We start from the raw sequence: 24703 nt of genomic DNA on the forward strand, positions 1-24703 counted from the left end.
ATGTAAACGTTTTCATCTGTGTGAGCTTCTTCACGTAGTCCCCTTTCTCTCGCTGCCAAAATAGCCACCTTGCTAAACACAGGGGGTGTCTGTGAGTTGCTGCAATCCTTTGAAGGATGGTGAATATGATCACCATTCGTGACGTCGCCCGTCAGGCGGGTGTTTCCGTGGCTACCGTCTCACGCGTGCTGAACAACAGCGCGCTGGTCAGCCCTGACACCCGCGAAACCGTAATGAAAGCCGTGACCCAGCTGGGTTATCGCCCTAATGCCAATGCGCAGGCGCTTGCCACGCAGGTCAGCGATACCATTGGCGTGGTGGTGATGGATGTCTCTGATGCCTTTTTCGGTGCGCTGGTTAAAGCGGTAGACGTTGTCGCTCAGCAGCATCAGAAATACGTGCTGATTGGCAACAGCTATCACGAGGCTGAAAAAGAGCGTCATGCGATTGAAGTGCTGATCCGCCAGCGTTGTAACGCACTGATTGTGCACTCAAAAGCCTTAAGCGATGACGAGATTTCCGGGTTTATGGAGCAAATCCCGGGCATGGTGCTGATCAACCGTATTGTGCCAGGGTATGCCCACCGCTGCGTCGGGCTGGATAACGTCAGCGGGGCGATGATGGCCACCAAAATGCTCATCAACAACGGGCATCAGCGGATCGGTTTTTTGGCCTCCAGCCATCATATTGAAGATGATGAGCTGCGGCGCGAAGGCTGGCAAAACGCCCTTAAAGAACAGGGTATTACGCCGTCTGAAAGCTGGGTCGGAACCGGAACGCCGGATATGCAGGGCGGGGAGGCGGCGATGGTGGAGTTGCTGGGCCGTAATCTGCAGCTGTCTGCCGTGTTTGCCTATAACGATAACATGGCGGCCGGGGCGCTGACTGCGCTGAAGGATAACGGCATTGCGGTGCCACAGCATTTATCGTTGATTGGTTTTGATGATATTCCCATTGCCCGTTACACCGACCCGCAGCTGACCACCGTGCGTTACCCCATTGCCTCTATGGCCAAACTGGCCACTGAGCTGGCGTTACAGGGGGCGGCAGGGCTGCTGGATCCGGGCGCAACACACTGTTTCATGCCGACTTTAGTGCGTCGACATTCTGTCGCTGCCCGGCAAATTGTGGTTCCGATCACTAACTGATTACATCAGCTGATGTAACCGTTTTCAATCTGTGAGTAAATTCACAGTATCTTAACAAGGCGCTGACTATGATGTCAGCGTTTTAGGGGCTGAAACGCTATGTAACAGTGATTAATCACTTTCACCATAGCCAATGTGCCGCAAACAACGAATAAAACGCATTTCTGGAGCGTTACCGAACACGGAAGATAGAAATTTTATAAGTGAACTTCGGCTGTCAGTAACGTTTTATTAACACCTGCCTGCCGATCGTTATTCACAAGAACTACCCTGCATAAAAAAAACCGGAGATACCATGAATAAGAAGGTGTTGACCCTGTCTGCTGTAATGGCAAGCATGCTTTTTGGTGCAGCAGCGCACGCTGCGGATACCCGTATTGGTGTGACCATCTATAAATACGACGACAACTTCATGTCTGTTGTCCGTAAAGCTATCGAGAAAGATGCTAAAGCAGCGCCAGATGTTCAGCTGCTGATGAATGACTCCCAGAACGACCAGTCCAAACAGAACGACCAGATCGACGTTCTGCTGGCAAAAGGCGTGAAGGCACTGGCCATCAACCTGGTTGACCCCGCTGCGGCAGGCACGGTCATTGAAAAAGCGCGCGGCCAGAATGTGCCGATTGTCTTCTTCAACAAAGAACCTTCCCGTAAAGCGCTGGACAGCTATGACAAAGCGTTTTACGTCGGTACTGACTCCAAAGAGTCCGGCATTATTCAGGGCGATCTGATCGCTAAACACTGGGCGGCGAACCCGAACTGGGACCTGAACAAAGACGGCCAGATCCAGTTCGTGCTGCTGAAAGGCGAACCAGGCCATCCGGATGCTGAAGCCCGTACCACTTACGTTATCAAAGAGCTGAATGATAAGGGCCTGAAAACCCAGCAGCTGGCATTAGATACCGCGATGTGGGATACCGCTCAGGCGAAAGATAAGATGGACGCGTGGCTGTCCGGCCCGAACGCTAACAAAATCGAAGTGGTAATTGCCAACAACGATGCGATGGCTATGGGTGCGGTAGAAGCGCTGAAAGCGCACAACAAATCAGCCATTCCTGTGTTCGGTGTGGATGCACTGCCAGAAGCTCTGGCCCTGGTGAAATCCGGTGCAATGGCCGGTACCGTGCTGAACGATGCCAACAACCAGGCGAAAGCAACCTTCGATCTGGCGAAAAACCTGGCCGATGGCAAAGGTGCGGCAGACGGTACGACCTGGAAAATTGAAAACAAAATCGTTCGCGTACCTTACGTCGGCGTAGACCAGTCCAACCTGGCTGAGTTTATCGGTAAATAAGTTATTTGAATTGTCTTCACTGGGCGCAACTTGTTGCGCCCTTTTATAACGCGATATGCGAGGCCAACAAGGTATAATTATGGTCAGCACAAATACTCAGTCATCTGGTGAATACTTGTTGGAAATGAGCGCTATCAACAAGTCATTTCCCGGGGTTAAGGCACTCGATAATGTTAATTTAAAAGTTCGTCCTCACTCTATTCACGCATTAATGGGTGAGAACGGCGCAGGTAAATCAACATTATTAAAATGTCTTTTTGGGATCTATCAAAAAGATTCTGGCAGCATTCTTTTTCAGGGGAAAGAGATCGATTTCCATTCAGCAAAAGAAGCACTGGAAAACGGTATCTCAATGGTTCACCAGGAATTAAACCTGGTGCTGCAGCGTTCTGTTATGGATAACATGTGGTTGGGCCGTTATCCGACCAAAGGTGTCTTTGTCGATCAGGATAAAATGTATCGCGACACCAAAGCGATTTTCGATGAACTGGATATTGATATCGATCCGCGCGCCCGCGTGGGAACGTTATCCGTGTCCCAAATGCAGATGATCGAAATTGCCAAAGCGTTCTCCTATGATGCGAAAATCGTCATCATGGACGAACCGACATCGTCATTAACGGAAAAAGAGGTTAACCACCTTTTTACCATTATTCGTAAGCTCAAAGACCGCGGCTGCGGCATTGTTTATATCTCTCATAAAATGGAAGAGATCTTCCAGCTGTGTGATGAGATTACCATCCTGCGCGACGGCCAGTGGATTGCCACCCAGCCTCTCGAAGGGCTGGATATGGACAAGATCATCGCCATGATGGTGGGGCGCTCTCTGAACCAGCGCTTCCCGGACAAAGAGAACAAGCCGGGTGAAGTGATCCTTGAGGTTCGCAATCTCACCTCGCTGCGTCAGCCGTCTATTCGCGACGTCTCTTTTGACCTGCATAAGGGCGAAATTCTCGGTATCGCAGGTCTGGTTGGGGCAAAACGTACTGATATTGTCGAAACCCTGTTCGGTATTCGTGAGAAAGCCGCGGGCACCATCACGCTGCACGGTAAGAAAATCAATAACCACAGCGCTAACGAAGCCATTAATAATGGTTTTGCGCTGGTCACGGAAGAGCGTCGTTCGACCGGTATTTATGCGTATCTGGATATTAACTTTAACTCGTTAATTTCCAATATTCGCAACTATAAAAACAAAGTCGGGCTGCTGGATAACTCCCGCATGAAGAGCGATACCCAGTGGGTGATTGACTCCATGCGCGTCAAAACGCCAGGTCACCGCACGCAAATTGGTTCGCTGTCAGGCGGTAACCAGCAGAAGGTCATTATTGGCCGTTGGTTATTAACCCAGCCAGAAATCCTGATGCTGGATGAACCGACCCGCGGTATTGACGTCGGCGCGAAGTTTGAGATTTATCAGCTGATTGCCGAGCTGGCGAAAAAGAATAAAGGGATCATTATTATTTCTTCCGAAATGCCGGAATTGTTAGGGATCACAGATCGTATTCTGGTTATGAGCAATGGTCTCGTTGCCGGTATTGTTGACACCAAAACGACAACGCAAAACGAAATTTTGCGTCTTGCGTCTTTGCACCTTTAAGATCAGGGGCTCCTCATGAGTGCGTTAAATAAAAAAAGTTTTCTCACTTACCTGAAAGAAGGCGGTATTTACGTTGTTCTTTTAGTACTGCTGGCTATCATCATTTTCCAGGACCCTACGTTCTTAAGCCTGTTGAACCTCAGTAACATCCTGACCCAGTCCTCCGTGCGCATTATTATCGCGCTGGGCGTGGCGGGACTTATCGTGACGCAGGGGACTGACCTGTCAGCGGGACGTCAGGTTGGCCTCGCGGCGGTTATCGCGGCAACGCTGCTGCAGTCGATGGAAAACGCCAACAAGGTGTTCCCGGAAATGGCGACCATGCCCATTTTCGTGGTGATCCTGATTGTCTGTGCGATCGGCGCAGTGATTGGTCTGATTAACGGCATCATTATCGCTTACCTGAACGTGACGCCATTTATCACCACCTTAGGTACGATGATCATCGTTTACGGTATCAACTCCCTGTACTACGACTTCGTGGGGGCGTCGCCAATCTCTGGCTTCGACAGCGGGTTCTCGACCTTTACGCAAGGGTTTATCGCGCTGGGCAGTTTCCGCCTGTCGTACATTACCTTCTACGCCCTGATTGCCGTCGCTTTTGTCTGGATCCTGTGGAACAAAACCCGCTTCGGTAAAAACATCTTCGCTATCGGCGGTAACCCGGAAGCGGCGAAAGTGTCCGGCGTCAACGTTGCCCTGAACCTGCTGATGATCTATGCCCTGTCAGGTGTGTTCTACGCCTTTGGTGGGATGCTGGAAGCGGGCCGTATCGGCTCTGCAACGAACAACCTGGGCTTCATGTACGAACTGGATGCGATCGCAGCCTGTGTGGTCGGCGGCGTCTCCTTTAGCGGCGGCGTGGGTACCGTGTTCGGCGTGGTAACCGGTGTCATCATCTTTACCGTAATCAACTACGGTCTGACCTACATCGGCGTGAACCCATACTGGCAGTACATCATCAAAGGCGGCATCATCATCTTTGCGGTCGCCCTGGATTCACTCAAATACGCGCGTAAAAAATAATCGCCTCTGGCATTACCTGGCCCGCTCATCGAGCGGGCTTTTTTGTGCTTCATGCCAGACTCGACTCCTCCCGGGTGACGATGCTCTCGAACCAGTCGAGCTCGGAGAGTTTGCAGGCAACCCACTGTTGAGAAAAAGCCTCTCCCAGGCTGTCGGTAAGATACTGACAGCGTGCAAATGTCTCGATCGCCTCCTGCTGAAACAGCGGCAGATCCGGCCCGTCCTGCTGAGGTTCAGGTAAATCATGCTCGTCAAAATTTTCCAGCCCGTACAGCATTCCGCTCAGAAGCGTTGCCACCACCAGATACGGGTTTGCATCAGCCCCGGCCAGCCGGTACTCAATACGCCGGTTATGGTCATCAGAGCAGGGAATACGCAGCGCGGCGGAGCGGGTGTTATAGCCCCAGGAGTTAAATAGCGGTTCCGTGAGGTTTTTACGCAGGCGGCGGAATGCGTTAACGCCAGGGGCGAGAATGGCGATGGAGGCGGGCATCAGCGCCAGCTGGCCAGCGATGCAGAGGCGCATCATGCTGTTCAGCGCTTCCACCGGAGACGCGAATACGTTTTCGCCATGAATATCGTTCAGGCTGAAATGGAAGTGCAAACCGCTGCCGGACTGCTGGCTGAACGGTTTGGCCATAAAGTTGGCCTGCAGACCCTGTTTCTCCGCAACGTAGCGGGTCAGGCGTCGCAGGGCCAGCACGTTATCGCAGACTTCAACGACGCGATGGCTATGCTTCAGGTTTAACTCGAACTGGCCAGATTCGGCCTCGGCCACGATCCCGGTCAGGGGGATACGCTGCAGGTGCGCCAGCTGCTCCAGCTCGTCAAACAGCGCCGCGTGTGCCGTTGAGGTATCCATATGAAAGCAGCCCTGATTTTGTGGATCCTGCGTGCCGCGTCCGGTCAGGTAAAACTCAATTTCCGGGGCAATCACCGGGAAGAGCCCGTGCTGATGGAAACGAGCCAGAACGTTTTGCAATATCACCCTTGGCTCAAGCGGGCACGGTTTGCCGTCGCTCTCTTTCATGGTCAGCAGGATCTGCGCGTTGTGCTGAGGGTCTTGCGAACAGGGGCGCAGGGAACCGCCGACGGGAACGCAGAGCCGGTCGGGCTCATCATCAAGCGGGGCGGCTATTTTGCCTTTATGGTCCATGGAGTAGACGGAGAGGGGGAAGTAACAGCCTTTTTCCAGATGTAGCATGCTTTCCACCGAGAGCCGCTTGCCGCGCATAATGCCATTGATATCGTTCAGGTAAACGTCAATATGTTTTGTCTGCGGGTAACGTTCCAGGTAATCCGCCACTTCCAGCGAGACGTTGTGCTGCATGGCATCAAGTTTGTCATCAAGCCAGAGGCCAGCGTTGAGCGCCGTCGGGAGTGATAAACCCGGGAAGTTAAAATAGGGGCGGATATTTTTCAGGAAAAACGCATTCATTATTGAGTTCATAGTCATTCTTCAATGAAGCCGTAGCGGCAGTGAACTCAGCTTAAAAGGGGCGGCGTAAAGGCGGGATAAAAAGCGTTACGCCCGGTATAAAGAAAGTATAAAGGCGAGGCTATTTTTTCTCTTTTTTCTGCATATCAAGCAGTTGTTCTGGCGTGACGGCCGGGTAGCCCTGCGCATCTTCCGGCACTTCATGCATCGCCGGAATGGGTACCAGCGGGCCTAAAAAGCGCGGTTCACGTTTGAAGATGTACAGATCGGCCAGAGCGCCAAAACGCGCGCCAAACTCACGTACGCGGACGCTCAGCATATCTTTAGGCGACGGCACGGCGTAGCACTGCGCCTGGATACCCATATGCAGTGCGATAAACAGCGCCCGTTCGCAGTGGAAGCGTTGGGTGATGATGATGAAATCGTTGGTATCGAACACCTTGCGCGTACGCACGATGGAATCCAGAGTGCGGAACCCGGCGTAGTCGAGCACGATATCGGCCGGATCGACGCCAGCGGCAATCAGGTCTTTGCGCATGGTGACCGGTTCGTTATAGCTTTGCAGCGCATTATCGCCGCTCAGCAGCAGGTAATTCACTTTGCCGCTGTTATACGCGTTCAGCGCGCCCTGAATGCGGTAACGGTAATACTGATTAATCACCCCGGTGCGGTAATACTTGGCGGTACCCAGCACAACGCCGACCTGACGATAGGGCAGGTCCTGCAGGTCGTCAAAGATATACGGAGCCGTTTTCCAGCTCATCCAGCGATCAAGACCCAGCACGATCAACAGCAGTATGCCGACCAGGACAGACAGGCTGTAAAAAGCGCGCTTTAACATGCAGATGGCTCGTACCGAAGGTGAAATTTAACTCAGGCTACTTTACCCGCCTGGTTAGCGCAAGAAACAGCGAATCAACTGAGGGGTTTTTCAGCAAAGCGGCGGGCATTTCTGCCCGCCGGAGGCATTACGCAAGCAAAACACGGTCAATGGTTGAGCAGCCGAGCGCTTTCAGCGTTGCGGCGGTGGCATCCCACTGGATCAACGGCGCGTCGGCTTTCTCTGCCAGAATAGCGCGCTGAATGTCCGGGTAGTCATAGCCATTGAGGCTCAGCAAATTCAGGGCGCCCTGAAGCGGTGGCAGCGTCGGGTTAAAGGCGGCGTTTTCGGCATAGCTTCCGGTGAAGATGCGACCATCACGACACTGCAGCGCCACACCGCTTGGGGAGTGACTGTATGGCGTGTGGCTCTTGTTCGCCGCACGAATCGCGGCTTCGCTCAGCGCATCGCCGGAAAGGGCAAAACCGTGATCCTGTTCATCCATCAGCAGCGTTTTGATGTCGAGATCTTTCGGACCAAACGCGTCAGGCAGGTAATCCCCGAGGGTATGTGGCGCACGGCCTGGCAGATTGATGCGTAACTCCAGCCCGCTGTTCAGCTCGTTCATGAACTGGCGGCAGTGGCCGCAAGGGGTGTAGTTAACGGTAATGGCGCTCAGCGCTTGTTCACCGCGCAGCCAGGCGTGGCTGATGGCGCTTTGTTCCGCGTGAACGGTCTGCTGCATGGTCGCGCCGAGGAACTCCATGTTGCCACCGAAGTACCAGGTTCCGCTTACGCCGCGTGCAATCGCACCGACGTTGAAATGAGAGAGGTCGGCGCGGGCGCAGGCCGCCGCCAGCGGCAGCAGCGCGAAGGCCAGCGCGTCGTCGTCCAGCCCTGTGGCTTCTTTCAGTACTGTGACGTGTTCAGCCGTCAGCAGGGCCGGGAAATGCTCATCCGCCAGAATCGGGGCCAGAGCTGATTGCACATTCTCTGCAAGCTGGGCGAAAGCAGCTTGAAAACGTGGATGCATGGCGTTTGCCTCATAAAGGTTAATGGATCGGTAGTTTACGGAGCCGCTGGGGCTTTATATGTGATCCACTTCTCATTATGTATGCAACTTATGAAAACAAAATGAAATTTGCGCGACGCATCGCAAATTTTAACCCATGACCGCCACAATCAGCGGGAAAATAAACGGTGCGAGCAGGGAGGTGATAATCCCGCAGATCACCAGTGCGAGTGAGCTAAACGCCCCTTCCTGATAATCCAGTTCAGCGCAGCGCGCGGTGCCCAGGGCGTGCGACGCGGTACCCATCGCCAGACCTCGTGCCGCTTTGGTATGGATACGCATCGCATTCAGCAGGGTATGTCCAAAGACCGCGCCGAGGATCCCCACGAATATCACACACATGGCGCTGATGGCCGGAATCCCCCCCAGGCTGCCGCCCACGGCCATCGCAATAGGCGTGGTGACCGACTTAGGCAGAATAGAGGCCGCAATTTGCGGGGACGCGCCCATCAGCAGCGCCACCGAGGTGCCGGTGATCATCGCCACCAGGCTCCCGACAAAACAGATGGTAATGATGGATTTCCAGCGGGCGCGGATCTGGTGCAATTGCTCATATAAAGGAAAGGCGAGCGCCACCACGGCGGGCTGCAGAAGGTCGTTCAAAATTTTGCTGCCGGCAAAGTAGCGTTCATAAGGAATGCCGGTGAGAAGCAGAAACGGGATAATCACCACCATCGCCACCAGCAGCGGATTAAGCAACGGCATTTTGAAACGTGCGGCGAGTTTGCGTGCGGCGAAGAACACTGCCAGCGTTAACGGCAGCGACCACCAGATATTGGCCATCATTGTTTTGTTCCTTTCTGCCCAACCACTTTACGTTCGCCATGCACCAGATGCGAACTCCAGCTTACTACCAGGAAAACCACCAGCGTACTGACCGCGCAGGAGACCACAATGGGTCCGAACTGCGCCTGGAGCAAATCAAAATACTGCATAACCCCGACGCCGATAGGCACGAACAGCAGCGCCATATAGCGAATAAGGACAAAGCAGCCAGGGTTAACCCATCTGGCAGGCAGAATTTGCAATGCCAGCAAAACAAAGAGGATCAACATTCCGATGATGCTGCCGGGAATGGTGATGGGAAGCAGGGATGCGATAAAGATTCCGGCATACAGGCAGGCGTAAATCAGGACGAATGCGCGAAGATATTGCCAGATAATGTTCAATGATTTTCTCATGGTGAAAGTCCTTGATGAAACGCATTCATCATACAATTAAACCTAAAAATGTGCCACGGATCACATCATGAATTTTGAGCATACCAGACATTCCGAAATGGAACGTCTGGTATAACCTCACCGGGTTAACCGCCGGGCTTTCCTCATGCCGGGAGAGCGGCTACTATAGCGCGTCTTTTTTCACAGGTACTGCTATGCGTGTTTTACTGGCCCCAATGGAAGGCGTGCTCGACTCTCTCGTGCGCGAGCTTCTGACCGAGGTGAACGACTACGATCTCTGCGTGACGGAGTTTTTGCGCGTGGTCGATATGTTGTTGCCAGTAAAATCATTCTATCGCCTTTGCCCGGAACTGCATCATCAGAGCCGCACCTCTTCCGGCACGCTGGTGCGCATTCAGCTACTGGGTCAGTATCCCGAATGGCTGGCGGAGAACGCGGCTCGTGCCGTAGAGCTTGGTTCCTTTGGGGTTGACCTCAACTGCGGTTGCCCATCAAAACTGGTGAATGGCAGCGGCGGCGGCGCCACCTTGCTGAAAGATCCGGAGCTGATTTACCGTGGCGCAAAAGCCATGCGTGAGGCTGTACCGTCGCATCTGCCGGTGACGGTAAAGGTGCGTCTGGGATGGGACAGCGACGCGCGGCAATTTGAGATTGCCGATGCCGTGCAGCAGGCCGGGGCCACTGAGCTGGTGGTGCATGGCCGCACCAAAGAAGATGGCTATAAAGCCGAACGTATTAACTGGCAGGCGATTGGCGAGATCCGCAAAAGACTCACCATTCCCGTTATTGCCAACGGGGAAATCTGGGATTACGAAAGCGCGCAGGCGTGCCTGAAAGAGACTGGCTGCGATGCGGTGATGATTGGCCGCGGCGCGCTTAACGTACCAAACCTCAGCCGGGTGATTAAATATAACGAACCACGTATGCCGTGGGCTGATGTGGTCACGCTGCTGCAAAAATACAGCCGCCTCGAAAAACAGGGTGATACCGGGTTATATCATGTCGCGCGAATTAAGCAGTGGCTCAGTTATTTACGCAAAGAGTACAGTGAAGCGCTGGGGTTATTTCAGGAGATCCGCACGCTGCAGACTTCCGCTGATATTGCACGGGTGATTCAGTCCAGGTAACGGAATGTGCCCGGCGCTGAGCCGGGCAATGAAATCAGAAAATCATCTTGAATACACCGGTTACCACCAGCAGCCCTATCAGAAATATAATTAAAATAACCCACAGTAATATTTTCATTCGCTTCTCCTGCGTCTGTTTGTCGAAAGTAAGTGTAGCAGTGAATTTATAATGAAGATGAATTCACTCATTTAATTCATTCTTATGATGAATAATTTTCCGAGTATGAAAATGTATGACAAATTGCGGGTTGCCACGCGTTACTAAAAAAAAGAGCGACGTCTGGCGTAAGTTGCGCCTTTATTTTTCGCGTGAATGGCGTAATGAAACCTTTATCTCTGAGTATTCCCCTGGTTTTTTTTCTGGTGGCCTGCGCGCCGGAACATGCCTCGGTTTCCCCTGTAAATATGCAATCAACAACGGCTGCGGTGAATACTACGCTGAGCCATACCGCGTGGCCGAAAGATGCATGGTGGAAAACGTATAACGATCCTGAACTCAATTCGCTGATTGCGAAGGCGCTGAACGATGCGCCGGATATGCAAATTGCCCGTCAGCGCATCACGCTGGCGGAAGCGCAGGCAAAAGCCACCCTGGCCGCCGGGGGGCCGGAAATTGATTTCTCAGCGGATGCTGAACGGCAAAAAATGTCGGCCGAAGGGTTGATGGGGCCCTTTGCGATAACCGATCCGGCGGCGGGAACCACCGGACCGTGGTACACCAACGGTACTTTTGGTCTGAGCGCGGGCTGGGATCTCGATTTGTGGGGGAAAAATCGTGCACGGGTTGAAGCCCGAATTGGCCGGGTAAAGGCGCAAAAAGCGGAGCTTGAGCAAACCCGGCAACTGCTTGCCAGCAGCGTTGCACGTCTTTACTGGGCGTGGCAAACCCAGGCCGCGGTGGGGGATGTCCTCACGGAGATTAAACACCAGCAGGACACGATTATTGCAGCCGACCGCGAACTGTATCAGCATGGGATCACCTCTTCCGTAGAGGGCGTCGAGACCGACATCAACGCCAGCAAAACTGACGAGCAGCTGGCAGAAGTGAACGGAAAAATGAAAGCCATTGAGGCGCGTCTGAGCGCCCTGACGAACACCTCCTCAGTGACGCTTACACACCACGCCTTACCCACAGTAGAAGCCTCGCTCCCGGCCACGCTGGGGTATGAACTGCTGGCACGTCGACCGGATTTGCAGGAGGCTCGCTGGTATATCGAGGCCTCCATGAGTGATGTTGAGGCCGCCAGAGCAGCCTTCTATCCCGATGTGAATCTGATGGCTTTCTTACAGCAGGATGCCCTGCATCTGAGCGATTTGTTCCGCTCTTCTGCGCAGCAGATGGGCGTCACCGCCGGGCTGACGTTGCCCATTTTCGACAGCGGCAGGCTAAACGCCGAGCTGGATATTGCCCAGGCGCAGAACAATCTCTCCGTCGCACGTTATAACAAAGCGGTGGTGGATGCGGTGAATCAGGTGGCGCGCACGGCCAGCGAAGTCGAAACACTGACCGCCAAAAACCAGCACCAGCAGCGTGTCGAAAAAGAGGCTGCACGCGTTGTTGCACTGGCTCAGGCCCGCTTTCGCGCCGGCATTATCGCCGGCTCCCGCGTGAGTGAGGCCAGAATACCGGCCCTCAGGGAGCAGCTCACCGGGGTGATGCTCAAAGGCCAGTACGTTGACGCCACGCTGCAGCTGACCTCGGCGCTGGGGGGCGGCTATCATCAGGGCTAAAAAGCGCGATTATCTATACTTACCTCTTTGCAGCTTTTCTGGAGGTGAGTATGACCAAAGTCGCGATTGTTACCGCATCGGATTCCGGAATTGGGAAAACCACGGCCCTGATGCTGGCTGAACGAGGGTTTGATATCGGCGTCACCTGGCATTCTGACGAAAAAGGTGCGCTGGAAACCTGCCGCGAAGTCGAGGCGAAGGGGCGGCGTGCAGAGGCGGTTCAACTTGATTTAAGCACTCTCCCGCAGGGCGCGCAGGCCATTGAAACGTTAATTACGCGCTTTGGTCGGCTGGACGTGCTGGTCAACAATGCCGGGGCGATGACCAAAGCGCCGTTTCTCGACATGCCGTTTGAGGAGTGGCGGGGGATTTTTACCGTTGACGTGGATGGCGCGTTTCTCTGTTCGCAGATCGCTGCGCGTCAGATGGTGAAGCAGGGAGAGGGGGGGAGAATTGTGAACATTACCTCGGTGCATGAACACACGCCTTTACCGGATGCCAGTGCGTATACGGCGGCCAAGCATGCCCTGGGCGGATTAACCAAATCCATGGCGCTGGAGCTGGTCGAGCATAACATCCTGGTGAACGCCGTTGCGCCAGGTGCCATTGCCACGCCAATGAATGACATGGACGACAGTGAAGTGAAGGCCGGTTCGATGCCCGCGATCCCGCTCGCGCGGCCGGGGCATACCAAAGAGATTGCCAGCCTGGTGGCGTGGCTGTGTGACGGTGACGCCAGCTATGCTACCGGGCAATCATTTATTGTCGACGGCGGTTTTATGCTGGCGAATCCGCAATTTAAGCCCGCCGGGTAGAAACTTTTCGCCCTCTCTTTGTGCGAGAGGGCGCCATTGCACTTACTCTTCATCCCGCGTCTTTTCCCGATGCTTCAGCCACAGCCGGACCGCAATTACCGCCACGACAATCAGGATAACCCATGCCCAGTGCTTCAGATGCTGGTCAACATTATGCAGCCACGGACCAATCACTTCTCCACCCACATAACCGAGCGTGGTAAAGATCAGGGCCCAGGCAATCGCGCCAAGAATGTTCAGCGGCAGGAAAATTTTCGGCGGTAAATGGCTGGCGCCAATCAGTATTGGGCCGATAATCCGAAAGCCGTACATAAAACGGGTGCCAATCACGAACAGGTAAGGGTGACGCTGGATAAGCCGTTGGGCACGGTGAATTTTCTTGCGGTGCTTTGAAAAGCGCTTCAAAAGCGTGGGGCCAAAGCGCAGTCCCAGAAAGTAGAGCAGTTGATCGCCAATCATCCCGCCGAGTGCGACTGCGGCAACAACGAGTGGGAATTTGAGTAACCCCTGATGCGCGGCCACCCCGCCGAGCAGCGTGATGGTTTCTCCTTCCGCCACGCTGCCAACGACCAGTGCAGCGTATCCATAGTGTTCAATAAGACTGTTGATATCCATTACGTCAATGTCATCTCCCTTATTATGCCTCGTTTAATCATATACCCCATGAATCAATAACGGGGCAATCAACGGAAATTTCCCACTGTACATAAAATAATCTCTGGCCTGCATTATACTTAAGATATTGCTGACGGGCCGACAACAAGGGGGCGTTATGAACCATGTCTGGGGACTTTTCTCCCATCCCGATCGTGAAATGCATGTCATCAAAACGGAGAACGAAACGGTCTCGCATCATTACACGCATCATGTGCTGCTGATGGCAGCGGTGCCTGTAATCTGCGCGTTTATTGGCACAACACAAATCGGCTGGAACTTTGGTGATGGCACCGTGGTTCAGCTTTCCTGGTTTACCGGTCTTTCACTGGCCATTCTCTTTTATGGCCTGATGCTGGCGGGTGTGGCTGTCATGGGGCGTGTCATTCACTGGATGGCGCGTAACTATCCGCAACGTCCATCGCTGGCACACTGTATGGTTTTCGCCGGGTATGTCGCGACCCCGCTGTTTTTAAGCGGTATTGTGGCGCTGTATCCACTGGTCTGGTTGTGCGCGCTGATCGGTACTATTGCCCTCTTTTATACCGGTTATCTGCTGTATCTGGGGGTACCAACCTTCCTCAATATCAATAAAGAAGAGGGCCTGAGCTTCTCCAGTTCAACGCTCGCCATCGGCGTGCTGGTGCTGGAAGCGCTACTGGCTCTGACGGTTATTCTGTGGGGTTATGGATACCGTCTCTTCTAGGCTCACTGCATTGCTGGCGTAAATGCCAGCAATGCAGCATCTGTTCACGATTATCCTCTGGCGACAAAGCCCGGTGACCGCTATGATGCCGAAGCCAGCCTGCGTTTCTCCATCGACACAGGCGGTGTACGTCATAACGTGCGTGAATAATTATCAGAAGTCTCACCATGCTGAAATTCCGAGTCTCTTTACTTAGCCTGGCCCTGTTGCTGGGAGCGTCCGCTGCCGCGCCAGCGATCGCCAAAACGCCCGCCGTGACCACCGCTGCTGCCCAGCCGCAAATCGCTTCCGGCAGTGCGATGATTGTTGATCTCAACACCAATAAGGTGATTTACGCCAGCCATCCGGATCTGGTACGCCCGATCGCCTCGATTACCAAATTAATGACCGCGATGGTGGTGCTTGATGCACATCTGCCGCTGGACGAAAAACTGAAAGTGGATATCAGCCATACGCCGGAGATGAAAGGGATCTACTCCCGCGTGCGACTGAACAGCGAAATCAGCCGTAAAAACATGCTGCTGCTGGCGCTGATGTCTTCTGAAAACCGCGCGGCGGCGAGCCTGGCCCACCACTATCCGGGTGGCTATGACGCATTTATTCGTGCGATGAACGCAAAAGCCAAATCGCTGGGGATGACCAATACCCGTTACGTCGAGCCGACTGGCCTGTCGATTCACAACGTCTCCACGGCCCGCGACCTGACAAAACTGCTGATTGCCAGCAAACAGTACCCGCTGATTGGTCAGCTCAGTACGACCCGTGAAGAGATGGCGACCTTTGCGAACCCGGCCTATTCGCTGCCGTTCCGTAATACTAACCATCTGGTGTACCGGGATAACTGGAATATTCAGTTAACGAAAACCGGGTTTACTAACGCGGCGGGACACTGCCTGGTGATGCGTACCGTATTCAACGGTAAACCGGTGGCGCTGGTGGTGATGGATGCCTTTGGCAAATACACCCACTTCGCGGATGCAAGCCGACTGCGTACCTGGATTGAGACGGGGAAAGTGCAGCCGGTACCGGCCGCGGCGTTGACCTACAAAAAGCAGAAAGCAGAGCAGATGGCAACCGCCCAGAACGACTGAGCCGGATTGCTGATGACTGTGTTTTCGCCCTCTCCCGCGGGAGAGGGCAACAGACCTCGCTGCGTCTTACTCCGGCAGCGTCCAGTCTCCGTCATTGAGTGAGCGCTGCATGATCACCGTATCCCGCCAGTCACCTTTCTTATACCCGACGCTGCGTAACTGACCGACGATTTCGAAGCCGTATTTCTTATGCAACCGTAACGAGCCGGCATTGTTGTTGCCATCCCCCACAACGGCAATCATCTGCCGCCACGGTCCTTGCTCGCAGCGGGCGATCAGCGCATCCATCAGGACGGAGCCAAAACCACGACCGGTAGTACTCGCATCCACGTAAATCGACTCTTCCAGAGTGTAGCGATAGGCATGGCGCGGACGGTAAGGCGTCGCGTAGCAGTAGCCTACGACGATGCCGCGGTACAGCGCGACAAGCCACGGTAAGCCATTCTCGGCCACGCTTTTCATTCGCTGACGCATTTCATCAATGGTGGGGGGAACTTCTTCAAAGGATGCGCGCCCGTGAAGCACATGCCAGGCGTAGATAGCGGCGATAGCATGCACATCGTCGGGAAGGGCATCGCGCACTTCCACTTCGGTTTCGGATAAAATATCAACAGCCGACATGATGTGCCTGCTCCTCGTAACAGATGCCGGAGAAACGTTTCTCCGGCGACAGAACGCTACTCTAGTACGATTAAGGCGCGCTTAACAATCTCTCAAATTTGGCTGTGGGAATTAATCAGACGCTTGCGTCACGGGCTGCTCCGCGTCAGGACTCTCTTTCCAGTATTTATTCCGCGTTGTTTTACCAATGCCGGGGTTCATGCTGTTTGTGGGGTCATTCTCGCGATAAAACTGCTTAAGTGCGTCAGGAGCCTTATAAAGATGCCCCACGTTATGTTCCGCAGGATATTGTGCGCCTCGCGCGTGCAGCAGCGCGAGCATCTGCTCTTTCAGCGCGTGCGCATCCACCCCTTTCTTAACGATGTAATCCTGGTGGAAGACGTAGCACATAAAGTGGCCGTAATAGAGCTTGTGGACCAGCTTGCTGTCAATTTCCGGCGGCAGGTGTTCAAACCACTCGTTATCGTTGCGGCGAAGGGCGATATCCAGCGCCAGAATGTCTTCCACCTCGTCTGAATGCACCGCCTGATAACGAATGGCGGCACCCGCAGCGGCGAAACGGTGCAGGAAGGCTTTGCTGCCCTCTTCAGGGGTACAGGCAAAGAAATCGCCTTCGGCAGTTTTGAAGAATTCACTGAGCCAGGTTTGCGCTTCGGCAATTCCGTCCCCGGCCATTTTCAGCAGCAGGTGATGCTCGTACTTATCGCGCCAGGTTTTCATCCGCTCCGGCAGATGTGACGGGAAGACGTTGCCCAGTTTCTGCATAAAGCGGTCGGTAAAGTGGGGTTTAAACAGCGGCACTTTTTCCAGCATCGCGTCGGTACGGCCCTTCATGGTGAAGAAGAACGGCATTTTATCGGTGCCGAGCTTGTCGATCATCAGGAACGTATCTTTGCCGTAGCGTTCCGCGATGTCGTAAATATCACGGTGCATGTACTCGCCCGCCACCGGCAGGTGAGTGAACTCGCCCAGAATATGACGACGGATCTCGGTCAGCACGTCCGGCTGATTGGTGCCGATGTAGAACACCTGCTGTTTTTTCTCGGCCGGGAAGGTGTCGAGGCGCACGGCAAAAACAGCCAGCTTGCCCGCACAGCCCGAAGATTCAAACAGGCGATCAGGGTCGGCGTTGTAACGTGCCGGGGTATCCGCTTCGATATCCCGCACGCGGGTGATGTAATCGTGGTCGTGAGCATGACGACCGTCGTGCTGGACGTCTTCATCTTTCACCCGATCGTCGTCGAGCTTACTCAGGATCTGCTCCGGCGTAACGCCAAGATCAATGCCCAGATGGTTGACCAGGGTCAGCTTGCCGTTTTCGTCGATACGGGCAAAAAGTGACATCTCGGTGTAAGCCGGGCCGCGCTGCACCAGCGAACCGCCGGAGTTATTGCAGATCCCGCCGATCACGGAGGCGCCAATACAGGATGAGCCAATGACCGAATGCGGTTCGCGTCCCAGCGGCTTAAGCGCTTTTTCAAGGGAGTAGAGCGTCGTGCCAGGGAACGCGAGCACCTGCTCGCCTTTATCCAGCAGATGCAGTTTGTCGAGACGAAGGGTGCTGATGATCACGATGTCACGATCGTAATCGTTGCCGTTCGGCGTTGAGCCTTCAGTCAGGCCGGTGTTAGCCGCCTGCATGAGAATAATTTTGTCGGCGGCCACGCAGGCGCTCAGGACGCGCCAGAGTTCAAGCAGCGTGCCGGGAAACACCACCGCCAGCGCCTCGCCCTGACCGGAACGAAAGCCCTTACGGTAGCGGGCGGTTTTTGCCGGGTCGGTAAGCAGGTGAGAGGAGCCAACCAGGCGCGACAGTTCGTTAATAAACGTCGTGTTATCGTGAGTTCGAACAGAAGACATCTTCCACTCCTTGTGGTGGGGCAAATTTCTCGCTGTAAAGCATAGCGCGATTAACTGTTAAGCGGTCGAGTATTCACGAGAAAAATCAGAGAATAACCCTGCAACGTTCTGAGGGTTTGTGGCACACTGCGCTTTTCGCACGGTCTGGCCGAGTTCTTCCGGCGGTTATTGATGAGAGAGTAAAACGACATGAAATGGCTATGTTCTGTAGGTGTCGCCGTCAGCCTGGCGCTGCAACCTGCGCTGGCAGAGGATTTGTTTGGCAATCACCCGCTCACGCCTGAAGCCCGGGACGCGTTTGTCACGGAATTGCTCAAGAAAATGACGGTCGATGAGAAAATTGGCCAGTTGCGTCTTATCAGCGTCGGCCCGGATAACCCGAAAGAGGCCATCCGCGAGATGATCAAAGACGGGCAGGTCGGGGCTATTTTTAACACCGTCACCCGCCCGGATATCCGCAAAATGCAGGATCAGGTGATGGAACTCAGCCGCCTGAAAATTCCGCTGTTCTTCGCCTATGACGTGGTGCACGGTCAGCGTACCGTCTTCCCGATTAGCCTTGGTCTGGCATCGTCCTTTAACCTTGATGCGGTGAAAACCGTGGGGCGCGTTTCTGCCTATGAAGCGGCGGATGATGGTCTGAATATGACCTGGGCACCGATGGTGGACGTCTCCCGCGATCCGCGCTGGGGCCGCGGCTCAGAAGGGTTTGGTGAAGATACCTATTTAACAGCCACGATGGGGAAAACCGTGGTGGAAGCGATGCAGGGTAAGAGCCCGGCAGATCGCTACGCGGTGATGACCAGCGTCAAACACTTCGCGGCCTATGGCGCCGTGGAAGGGGGTAAAGAGTATAACACCGTGGATATGAGCCCGCAGCGGCTGTTCAACGACTACATGCCACCGTACAAAGCGGGGCTGGATGCCGGCAGCGGCGCGGTGATGGTGGCGCTGAACTCCCTCAACGGCACGCCGGCGACCTCCGATTCGTGGCTGCTGAAAGACGTTCTGCGTGACCAGTGGGGCTTTAAGGGCATTACCGTCTCTGATCACGGTGCCATTAAAGAGCTCATTAAGCACGGTACCGCCTCCGATCCGGAAGACGCGGTACGCGTGGCGCTCAAGTCCGGCATCAACATGAGCATGAGCGACGAGTACTACAGCAAATACCTGCCGGGGCTGGTGAAGAGCGGTAAGGTGACCATGGCGGAGCTGGATGACGCCACGCGCCACGTGCTGAACGTGAAATATGATATGGGGCTGTTTAACGACCCGTACAGCCACCTGGGGCCGAAAGATTCTGACCCGGCGGACACCAACGCGGAAAGCCGTCTGCACCGCAAAGAGGCCCGCGATGTGGCACGCGAAAGTCTGGTGCTGCTGAAAAACCGCCTCGACACGCTGCCGCTGAAGAAATCCGGCACCATTGCCGTGGTGGGCCCGCTGGCTGACAGCAAGCGCGACGTGATGGGGAGCTGGTCTGCAGCGGGGGTGGCCGATCAGTCCGTCACGGTGCTGACCGGTATCAAGAATGCCGTGGGTGAGAACGCGAAAGTGGTTTACGCCAAAGGGGCGAACGTCACCAACGATAAAGACATTGTCACCTTCCTCAATCAGTACGAAGAGGCGGTGAAGGTCGATCCGCGTTCGCCGAAAGAGATGATTGATGAAGCGGTGAACACCGCTAAGCAATCTGACGTGGTTGTCGCGGTAGTGGGTGAAGCGCAGGGGATGGCGCATGAGGCCTCCAGCCGTACCGACATCACCATTCCGCAAAGCCAGCGCGATCTGATTGCCGCCCTGAAGGCGACCGGCAAGCCGCTGGTGCTGGTGCTGATGAACGGTCGTCCGCTGGCGCTGGTCAAAGAAGACCAGCAGGCCGACGCGATCCTGGAAACCTGGTTCGCCGGTACCGAAGGCGGTAACGCGATTGCCGACGTGCTGTTTGGCGATTACAACCCGTCAGGCAAGCTGCCAATGTCCTTCCCGCGCTCGGTCGGGCAGATCCCGGTTTACTACAGCCACCTGAATACCGGCCGGCCGTACAACGCCGACAAACCGAATAAGTACACCTCCCGTTACTTCGATGAAGCGAACGGCCCGCTGTATCCGTTTGGTTACGGTCTGAGCTACACCACCTTCAAGGTTTCTGACGTCAAAATGTCTGCGCCGACCCTGAAGCGTGACGGCAAAGTTACCGCAAGCGTCGAGGTGAGCAACACCGGTAAACGCGAAGGGGCAACGGTCATTCAGATGTACGTCCAGGATGTGACCGCCTCCATGAGCCGTCCGGTGAAACAGCTGCGTGGCTTCGAGAAGGTCAACCTGAAGCCGGGCGAAACCAAAACCATCAGCTTCCCCATCGACGTGGATGCGCTGAAGTTCTGGAACCAGCAGATGAAATATGATGCGGAGCCAGGCAAGTTTAACGTCTTTATCGGGGTCGATTCCGCCCGCGTTAATAAAGGCGAGTTCGAGCTGCTCTGACGTTTCCCTCCCTTGCATCCCCCGCTTTGCGGGGGATGCGTCTTACCTTATGTTAAAAAGGCATTTTGACGGTTAATTCCGCCGTTTTAAGCTACGCTTTTCTCTCAAGCCTCTGAAAAAGGCAGCAAAAAAATGAGGACAGTGGAATGACGATTGCAAAGGGGATGTTGGGTTCAGCGGTGTTACTGGCGGCGCTGAGTCTGCCATTACAGGCGGCAGAACCGGTAAAAGTGGGTTCCAAGATAGATACCGAAGGTGCGCTGCTCGGTAACATTATTCTGCAGGTACTGGAAAGCCACGGTGTTAAAACCGTCAATAAAGTCCAGCTGGGAACCACGCCTGTGGTACGCGGTGCGATTACCTCCGGCGAGCTGGATATCTACCCGGAATACACCGGCAACGGCGCGTTTTTCTTCAAAGATGAAAACGATCCGGCGTGGAAAAATGCCAAAGCCGGGTATGAAAAAGTCAAAAAACTCGACGCTGAGCAAAATAAGCTGGTCTGGCTGACGCCAGCGCCGGCCAACAATACCTGGACCATCGCGGTGCGCAAGGACGTGGCGGAGAAAGGAAAGCTGACCTCGCTTGCGGATTTGAGTCGCTACCTGAAAGAGAAAGGTGACTTTAAGCTTGCGGCTTCCGCTGAGTTTATTGAGCGTCCGGATGCGCTGCCGGCATTTGAAAAAGCCTATGATTTCAAACTGGATCAGGCCCAGCTGCTCTCTCTGGCGGGTGGTGATACCGCGGTGACCATCAAAGCCGCTGCGCAGCAAACGTCGTGCGTTAATGCGGCGATGGCTTACGGCACCGACGGCCCGGTCGCGGCGCTTGGCCTGCAAACCTTAACCGATCCAAAAGGCGTCCAGCCGATTTACGCCCCGGCACCTGTCGTGCGGGAAGCGGTACTTAAAGCGTACCCGGATATTGCTGAATGGCTCAAACCGGTCTTCGAAAAGCTGGATGCAAAAACGCTGCAACAGCTGAATGCCAGCATTGCCGTTGAGGGACTGGATGCCAAAAAAGTGGCCGCCGATTTCCTGAAACAACAAGGGCTTGTGAAGTAACAGGACAGGGCTGTGCCAATAAAATGTCATAACCGCGTACTGCTGCTGTTGGCCTGTGTGGCCATCGCGGCGGTCGCGTTACCGTTTGTGAATGTGGCCCCGAATCGCCTGATGTCGGGGGAGAGTCGCTCGCTCTGGAAGGTCTGGTCATTTACGCCGTGGTTACTGGTGACGGCACTGGGCGCGTGGGTTGCGTTGTCGCTCTGGCAAGGACGCACGGCTCAGTGGCTGACGCTGCTGCTTTGTGAAGGGCTGTTTATCGCCTTATTCTGGGGAGGCGGGCTTGCAGCAACGCACATGACCTCGGCGGAAAGTCCGCTGGCAAGAACCTCTGTGGGTAGCGGTTTGTGGCTCTGGCTGGCGCTGTGTCTGCTGGCCTGCAGCGATGCTATTCGCCGTCTTATCTCAACATCCGTCTGGCGCTGGATACTTAATGCCCAGATATGGTGTATTCCATTGCTGCTGCTGTTTAGCGGTGAGCTGAATAATCTCTCGCTGTTAAAAGAGTACGCCAACCGTCAGGAGGTGTTTAATGACGCCCTGGCGCAACACCTCACGATCCTCTTCGGCACCCTGATCCCGGCCTTACTGCTCGGCATACCGCTGGGTATGTGGTGCTATCGCCACCCTTCACGTCAGGGCGGGGTGTTTGCCGTACTGAATGTGATTCAGACTATCCCGTCCGTCGCTCTGTTTGGCCTGTTGATTGCTCCGCTGGCCGGGCTGGTGAAGTCGTTCCCGGTGCTGGGAACGATGGGGATCGCCGGAACCGGTTTAACGCCAGCCCTTATCGCGCTGGTGCTCTATGCGCTGCTGCCGCTGGTGCGCGGTGTGGTGGCCGGGCTGAGCCAGGTCGCGCCGGACGTGCTGGCAAGTGCCCATGCAATGGGGATGAGCGCGAGACAATGTTTCTGGAAGATCCAGCTGCCGCTGGCTTTGCCCCTGCTGCTGCGCAGCCTGCGGGTGGTGGCGGTGCAAACCGTTGGTATGGCGGTGATTGCGGCGCTGATCGGCGCGGGCGGCTTTGGCGCGCTGGTTTTCCAGGGGCTGTTGAGTAGCGCCCTGGACCTGGTGTTATTGGGCGTGGTGCCCACGATTGCGCTGGCGGTTGTCATCGACGCGCTGTTTGCCTTATGGCTCGCGCTGCTCAGGAGAAGAGCCAATGATTGAATTTCACGATGTCAGTAAAACCTTTGCGGGTCGTCCGGCGGCAAGCCATCTCAACCTGAATTTTGCCGAGGGCGCATTTTCTGTGCTGATTGGCACATCGGGGTCGGGAAAATCCACCACCCTGAAGATGATTAACCGCCTGGTTGAGCATGACAGCGGTCTGATCCGCTTTGCCGGAGAGGAGATCCGCAGCCTGCCTGTGCTGGAACTGCGTCGTCGTATGGGGTATGCCATCCAGTCCATCGGCCTGTTTCCGCACTGGACGGTCGCGCAGAACATCGCCACCGTGCTGCAGCTGGAGAAATGGTCGCGGGCAAAAACTGCCGACCGGGTTGATGAACTGATGTCTCTGCTCGGGTTAGAACCTGCGCTGCGTGACCGCTACCCGCACCAGCTTTCCGGAGGCCAGCAGCAGCGGGTGGGCGTGGCGCGTGCGCTGGCGGCCAATCCGCAGGTGTTACTGATGGATGAACCCTTCGGCGCGCTGGATCCGGTCACGCGCGCCGCACTGCAGGCGGAAATGACCCGCATTCATCGCATTCTGGGGCGAACAATCATTCTTGTGACGCACGATATTGATGAGGCGCTGCGTCTGGCCGACCATCTGGTGCTGATGGACCATGGCGAGGTGGTGCAGCAGGGGACGCCGCTTGAGCTGCTGACCTGGCCGAAAAACGATTTTGTGCGTGAGTTTTTTGGCCGCAGCGAGCTGGGCGTCAGGCTGCTCTCGCTGCGTACGGTCAGCGACTATATGCGTCGACAGGACGCGACGGTGCGTGGCGAGCCTCTGCAGGAACAGATGAGCTTGCGGGATGCGCTTTCGGCGTTTGTTGCCCGTCAGTGTGAAGTGTTGCCCGTTGCGGATGCCCGGGGCGCGCCAAGTGGCACCCTGCATTTTCGCGATCTGCTGGCAGGGGAGGTGACACGTGAAGGCTCTTCGTGATCCGCTGCTCTGGCTGGTCGTGCTCTTTGTCGCTTTGCTGTTCCTGATGCCGCACAGCGCGGCGCTGTTTAGCACGCTTTTCCCCGACTTGCCGCGCCCGGTGTATCAGCAGGAGAGTTTTATTAATCTCGCCCTGGCCCATCTCTGGCTGGTGGTGCTCTCAAGTGCCGTCGCTATTGTACTGGGCGTGGGGGCGGGCATCGCGGTCACGCGCCCCGCGGGACGGGAGTTTCGCCCGCTGGTGGAGACCATTGCGGCGATTGGCCAGACGTTTCCGCCGGTGGCGGTGCTGGCGATTGCAGTGCCGGTGATGGGGTTTGGTCAGCAACCGGCCATCATTGCGCTGATTTTATACGGTGTGTTGCCCATTCTGCAGGGTACGCTGGCCGGTATTGCGGCGGTACCTGCGTCGGTACTGAGCGTTGCTGAAGGGATGGGGATGAGTCGCGCAGAGCGGTTGCGCAAAGTTGAACTCCCTCTGGCGGCACCGGTCATCCTTGCGGGGATCCGCACGTCGGTGATCATCAATATCGGGACGGCGACCATTGCGTCGACGGTGGGGGCCAACACCCTGGGAACGCCGATTATCATCGGCTTAAGCGGGTTCAATACGGCCTATATTGTGCAGGGGGCGTTGCTGGTGGCGCTGGCGGCAATCGTCGTCGATCGCGTTTTTGAGCGTCTGGCGCAGTATCTCAGCCGACACCGCCACGAACAATAAACGAATACCCGGCCAGCATCACGCCGCCGATACCGCTTACGGCCATCAGAACAAAAAGGGTAATTACGGCCAGTTTGGTTGCCTTCATCATGTGCTCCTGTTGTTAACGGAACAATTATACGGTGAAGCGCAGC

Annotated in this window: 23 protein-coding genes; 14 read left to right on the forward strand and 9 right to left on the reverse strand. The window is 55.2% G+C overall.

The window, feature by feature from the left end:
* Positions 1-125 precede the first annotated feature (125 nt).
* The 4 genes from galS (at position 126) to mglC (ending at position 5068) form a co-directional block, all read left to right on the forward strand.
* Positions 126-1148 carry an HTH-type transcriptional regulator GalS gene (gene galS, locus BJ887_RS03490; RefSeq protein ID WP_020883196.1) on the forward strand — a complete coding sequence of 341 codons (1023 nt, stop codon included), beginning with the start codon at positions 126-128 and terminating at the stop codon, positions 1146-1148.
* A gap of 295 nt (positions 1149-1443) precedes the next feature.
* Positions 1444-2442: a galactose/glucose ABC transporter substrate-binding protein MglB gene (gene mglB, locus BJ887_RS03495; protein WP_014170907.1), complete on the forward strand. Its 999-nt coding sequence runs from the start codon at positions 1444-1446 to the stop codon at positions 2440-2442.
* A gap of 79 nt (positions 2443-2521) precedes the next feature.
* Positions 2522-4042, forward strand: coding sequence for a galactose/methyl galactoside ABC transporter ATP-binding protein MglA (gene mglA / locus BJ887_RS03500; RefSeq protein ID WP_020883197.1), 1521 nt, complete (start codon positions 2522-2524; stop codon positions 4040-4042).
* 15 nt (positions 4043-4057) lie between these two features.
* Positions 4058-5068 (forward strand): galactose/methyl galactoside ABC transporter permease MglC, encoded by a 1011-nt coding sequence (gene mglC, locus BJ887_RS03505; RefSeq protein WP_014170905.1) that lies wholly within the window; start codon positions 4058-4060, stop codon positions 5066-5068.
* A 49-nt stretch (positions 5069-5117) separates the two neighbouring features.
* Here mglC and BJ887_RS03510 read toward each other — a convergent pair whose 3' ends face one another.
* From BJ887_RS03510 to BJ887_RS03530, 5 genes are all read right to left on the reverse strand, one after another.
* Positions 5118-6506 (reverse strand): glutamine synthetase family protein, encoded by a 1389-nt coding sequence (locus tag BJ887_RS03510; protein WP_121339270.1) that lies wholly within the window; start codon positions 6504-6506, stop codon positions 5118-5120.
* Positions 6507-6627: 121 nt separating this feature from the next.
* On the reverse strand, positions 6628-7347 hold the full coding sequence (sanA, locus tag BJ887_RS03515) for an outer membrane permeability protein SanA (protein ID WP_014170903.1): 720 nt from the start codon (positions 7345-7347) through the stop codon (positions 6628-6630).
* A 127-nt stretch (positions 7348-7474) separates the two neighbouring features.
* Positions 7475-8359: a cytidine deaminase gene (gene cdd, locus BJ887_RS03520; protein WP_121339272.1), complete on the reverse strand. Its 885-nt coding sequence runs from the start codon at positions 8357-8359 to the stop codon at positions 7475-7477.
* Between the two features lie 129 nt (positions 8360-8488).
* On the reverse strand, positions 8489-9184 hold the full coding sequence (locus BJ887_RS03525; RefSeq protein WP_014170901.1) for a CidB/LrgB family autolysis modulator: 696 nt from the start codon (positions 9182-9184) through the stop codon (positions 8489-8491).
* Positions 9181-9579, reverse strand: coding sequence for a CidA/LrgA family protein (locus tag BJ887_RS03530; protein WP_020883202.1), 399 nt, complete (start codon positions 9577-9579; stop codon positions 9181-9183). The genes BJ887_RS03525 and BJ887_RS03530 overlap by 4 nt, the downstream gene beginning before the upstream one ends.
* A 194-nt stretch (positions 9580-9773) precedes the next feature.
* Between BJ887_RS03530 and dusC the strand changes: the two genes are divergently transcribed.
* The 3 genes from dusC to BJ887_RS03550 all read left to right on the forward strand — a co-directional run bounded on the left by dusC (position 9774) and on the right by BJ887_RS03550 (position 13252).
* Complete coding sequence (gene dusC, locus BJ887_RS03535; protein ID WP_047742911.1) at positions 9774-10706, forward strand: tRNA dihydrouridine(16) synthase DusC; 933 nt, start codon at positions 9774-9776, stop codon at positions 10704-10706.
* 321 nt (positions 10707-11027) lie between these two features.
* On the forward strand, positions 11028-12437 hold the full coding sequence (gene mdtQ, locus BJ887_RS03545) for a multidrug resistance outer membrane protein MdtQ (protein ID WP_121339274.1): 1410 nt from the start codon (positions 11028-11030) through the stop codon (positions 12435-12437).
* 50 nt (positions 12438-12487) lie between these two features.
* A complete protein-coding gene (locus BJ887_RS03550; protein WP_020883205.1) occupies positions 12488-13252 on the forward strand; it encodes an SDR family oxidoreductase in 765 nt (254 codons plus the stop codon).
* 42 nt (positions 13253-13294) lie between these two features.
* Here the strand turns inward: BJ887_RS03550 and BJ887_RS03555 are convergent, their stop codons facing one another.
* Complete coding sequence (locus BJ887_RS03555; RefSeq protein ID WP_121339276.1) at positions 13295-13867, reverse strand: DedA family protein; 573 nt, start codon at positions 13865-13867, stop codon at positions 13295-13297.
* A 157-nt stretch (positions 13868-14024) separates the two neighbouring features.
* Between BJ887_RS03555 and BJ887_RS03560 the strand changes: the two genes are divergently transcribed.
* Entirely contained in the window at positions 14025-14612 is a 588-nt protein-coding gene (locus tag BJ887_RS03560; protein ID WP_014170891.1) for a Yip1 family protein, read from the forward strand.
* A gap of 167 nt (positions 14613-14779) precedes the next feature.
* Positions 14780-15703 (forward strand): D-alanyl-D-alanine endopeptidase, encoded by a 924-nt coding sequence (pbpG, locus tag BJ887_RS03565; RefSeq protein ID WP_014170890.1) that lies wholly within the window; start codon positions 14780-14782, stop codon positions 15701-15703.
* 66 nt (positions 15704-15769) lie between these two features.
* On the opposite strand, the gene BJ887_RS03570 is transcribed toward pbpG, so the two are convergent.
* Together BJ887_RS03570 and dld are read right to left on the reverse strand one after the other, a co-directional pair.
* Complete coding sequence (locus BJ887_RS03570) at positions 15770-16324, reverse strand: GNAT family N-acetyltransferase (protein WP_020883208.1); 555 nt, start codon at positions 16322-16324, stop codon at positions 15770-15772.
* A 111-nt stretch (positions 16325-16435) separates the two neighbouring features.
* Positions 16436-18184 (reverse strand): D-lactate dehydrogenase, encoded by a 1749-nt coding sequence (gene dld / locus BJ887_RS03575; protein ID WP_113656067.1) that lies wholly within the window; start codon positions 18182-18184, stop codon positions 16436-16438.
* A 189-nt stretch (positions 18185-18373) separates the two neighbouring features.
* Here dld and bglX point away from each other — a divergent pair, with 189 nt between their 5' ends.
* The 5 genes from bglX (at position 18374) to BJ887_RS03600 (ending at position 24569) form a co-directional block, all read left to right on the forward strand.
* Positions 18374-20671: a beta-glucosidase BglX gene (gene bglX / locus BJ887_RS03580; protein WP_121339278.1), complete on the forward strand. Its 2298-nt coding sequence runs from the start codon at positions 18374-18376 to the stop codon at positions 20669-20671.
* Between the two features lie 146 nt (positions 20672-20817).
* A complete protein-coding gene (locus BJ887_RS03585) occupies positions 20818-21735 on the forward strand; it encodes an ABC transporter substrate-binding protein (RefSeq protein ID WP_121339280.1) in 918 nt (305 codons plus the stop codon).
* A 12-nt stretch (positions 21736-21747) separates the two neighbouring features.
* Positions 21748-22905 (forward strand): ABC transporter permease, encoded by a 1158-nt coding sequence (locus tag BJ887_RS03590; protein ID WP_121339282.1) that lies wholly within the window; start codon positions 21748-21750, stop codon positions 22903-22905.
* Positions 22898-23848: an ABC transporter ATP-binding protein gene (locus tag BJ887_RS03595; RefSeq protein ID WP_032678565.1), complete on the forward strand. Its 951-nt coding sequence runs from the start codon at positions 22898-22900 to the stop codon at positions 23846-23848. Before BJ887_RS03590 ends, BJ887_RS03595 begins: the two co-directional genes overlap by 8 nt.
* The gene (locus BJ887_RS03600) at positions 23832-24569 is read left to right on the forward strand and encodes an ABC transporter permease (RefSeq protein ID WP_020883213.1); all 738 of its coding nucleotides are present in this window, start codon (positions 23832-23834) and stop codon (positions 24567-24569) included. The genes BJ887_RS03595 and BJ887_RS03600 overlap by 17 nt, the downstream gene beginning before the upstream one ends.
* Here BJ887_RS03600 and BJ887_RS03605 read toward each other — a convergent pair.
* On the reverse strand, positions 24544-24657 hold the full coding sequence (locus BJ887_RS03605) for a protein YohO (protein ID WP_010433613.1): 114 nt from the start codon (positions 24655-24657) through the stop codon (positions 24544-24546). The genes BJ887_RS03600 and BJ887_RS03605 overlap by 26 nt on opposite strands.
* Between the last annotated feature and the right edge of the window lie 46 nt (positions 24658-24703).

It is taken from the genome of Enterobacter sp. WPR_3_1, assembly GCF_003635055.1.
Taxonomy (GTDB): Bacteria; Pseudomonadota; Gammaproteobacteria; order Enterobacterales; family Enterobacteriaceae; genus Enterobacter; species Enterobacter ludwigii.

Coding starts and splice junctions, on each gene's coding strand:
- galS (WP_020883196.1), top strand. CDS start 126: ATGATCACCATTCGTGACGTCGCCCGTCAGGCGGGTGTTTCCGTGGCT.
- mglB (WP_014170907.1), top strand. CDS start 1,444: ATGAATAAGAAGGTGTTGACCCTGTCTGCTGTAATGGCAAGCATGCTT.
- mglA (WP_020883197.1), top strand. CDS start 2,522: ATGGTCAGCACAAATACTCAGTCATCTGGTGAATACTTGTTGGAAATG.
- mglC (WP_014170905.1), top strand. CDS start 4,058: ATGAGTGCGTTAAATAAAAAAAGTTTTCTCACTTACCTGAAAGAAGGC.
- BJ887_RS03510 (WP_121339270.1), bottom strand. CDS start 6,506: ATGAATGCGTTTTTCCTGAAAAATATCCGCCCCTATTTTAACTTCCCG.
- sanA (WP_014170903.1), bottom strand. CDS start 7,347: ATGTTAAAGCGCGCTTTTTACAGCCTGTCTGTCCTGGTCGGCATACTG.
- cdd (WP_121339272.1), bottom strand. CDS start 8,359: ATGCATCCACGTTTTCAAGCTGCTTTCGCCCAGCTTGCAGAGAATGTG.
- BJ887_RS03525 (WP_014170901.1), bottom strand. CDS start 9,184: ATGATGGCCAATATCTGGTGGTCGCTGCCGTTAACGCTGGCAGTGTTC.
- BJ887_RS03530 (WP_020883202.1), bottom strand. CDS start 9,579: ATGAGAAAATCATTGAACATTATCTGGCAATATCTTCGCGCATTCGTC.
- dusC (WP_047742911.1), top strand. CDS start 9,774: ATGCGTGTTTTACTGGCCCCAATGGAAGGCGTGCTCGACTCTCTCGTG.
- mdtQ (WP_121339274.1), top strand. CDS start 11,028: ATGAAACCTTTATCTCTGAGTATTCCCCTGGTTTTTTTTCTGGTGGCC.
- BJ887_RS03550 (WP_020883205.1), top strand. CDS start 12,488: ATGACCAAAGTCGCGATTGTTACCGCATCGGATTCCGGAATTGGGAAA.
- BJ887_RS03555 (WP_121339276.1), bottom strand. CDS start 13,867: ATGGATATCAACAGTCTTATTGAACACTATGGATACGCTGCACTGGTC.
- BJ887_RS03560 (WP_014170891.1), top strand. CDS start 14,025: ATGAACCATGTCTGGGGACTTTTCTCCCATCCCGATCGTGAAATGCAT.
- pbpG (WP_014170890.1), top strand. CDS start 14,780: ATGCTGAAATTCCGAGTCTCTTTACTTAGCCTGGCCCTGTTGCTGGGA.
- BJ887_RS03570 (WP_020883208.1), bottom strand. CDS start 16,324: ATGTCGGCTGTTGATATTTTATCCGAAACCGAAGTGGAAGTGCGCGAT.
- dld (WP_113656067.1), bottom strand. CDS start 18,184: ATGTCTTCTGTTCGAACTCACGATAACACGACGTTTATTAACGAACTG.
- bglX (WP_121339278.1), top strand. CDS start 18,374: ATGAAATGGCTATGTTCTGTAGGTGTCGCCGTCAGCCTGGCGCTGCAA.
- BJ887_RS03585 (WP_121339280.1), top strand. CDS start 20,818: ATGACGATTGCAAAGGGGATGTTGGGTTCAGCGGTGTTACTGGCGGCG.
- BJ887_RS03595 (WP_032678565.1), top strand. CDS start 22,898: ATGATTGAATTTCACGATGTCAGTAAAACCTTTGCGGGTCGTCCGGCG.
- BJ887_RS03605 (WP_010433613.1), bottom strand. CDS start 24,657: ATGAAGGCAACCAAACTGGCCGTAATTACCCTTTTTGTTCTGATGGCC.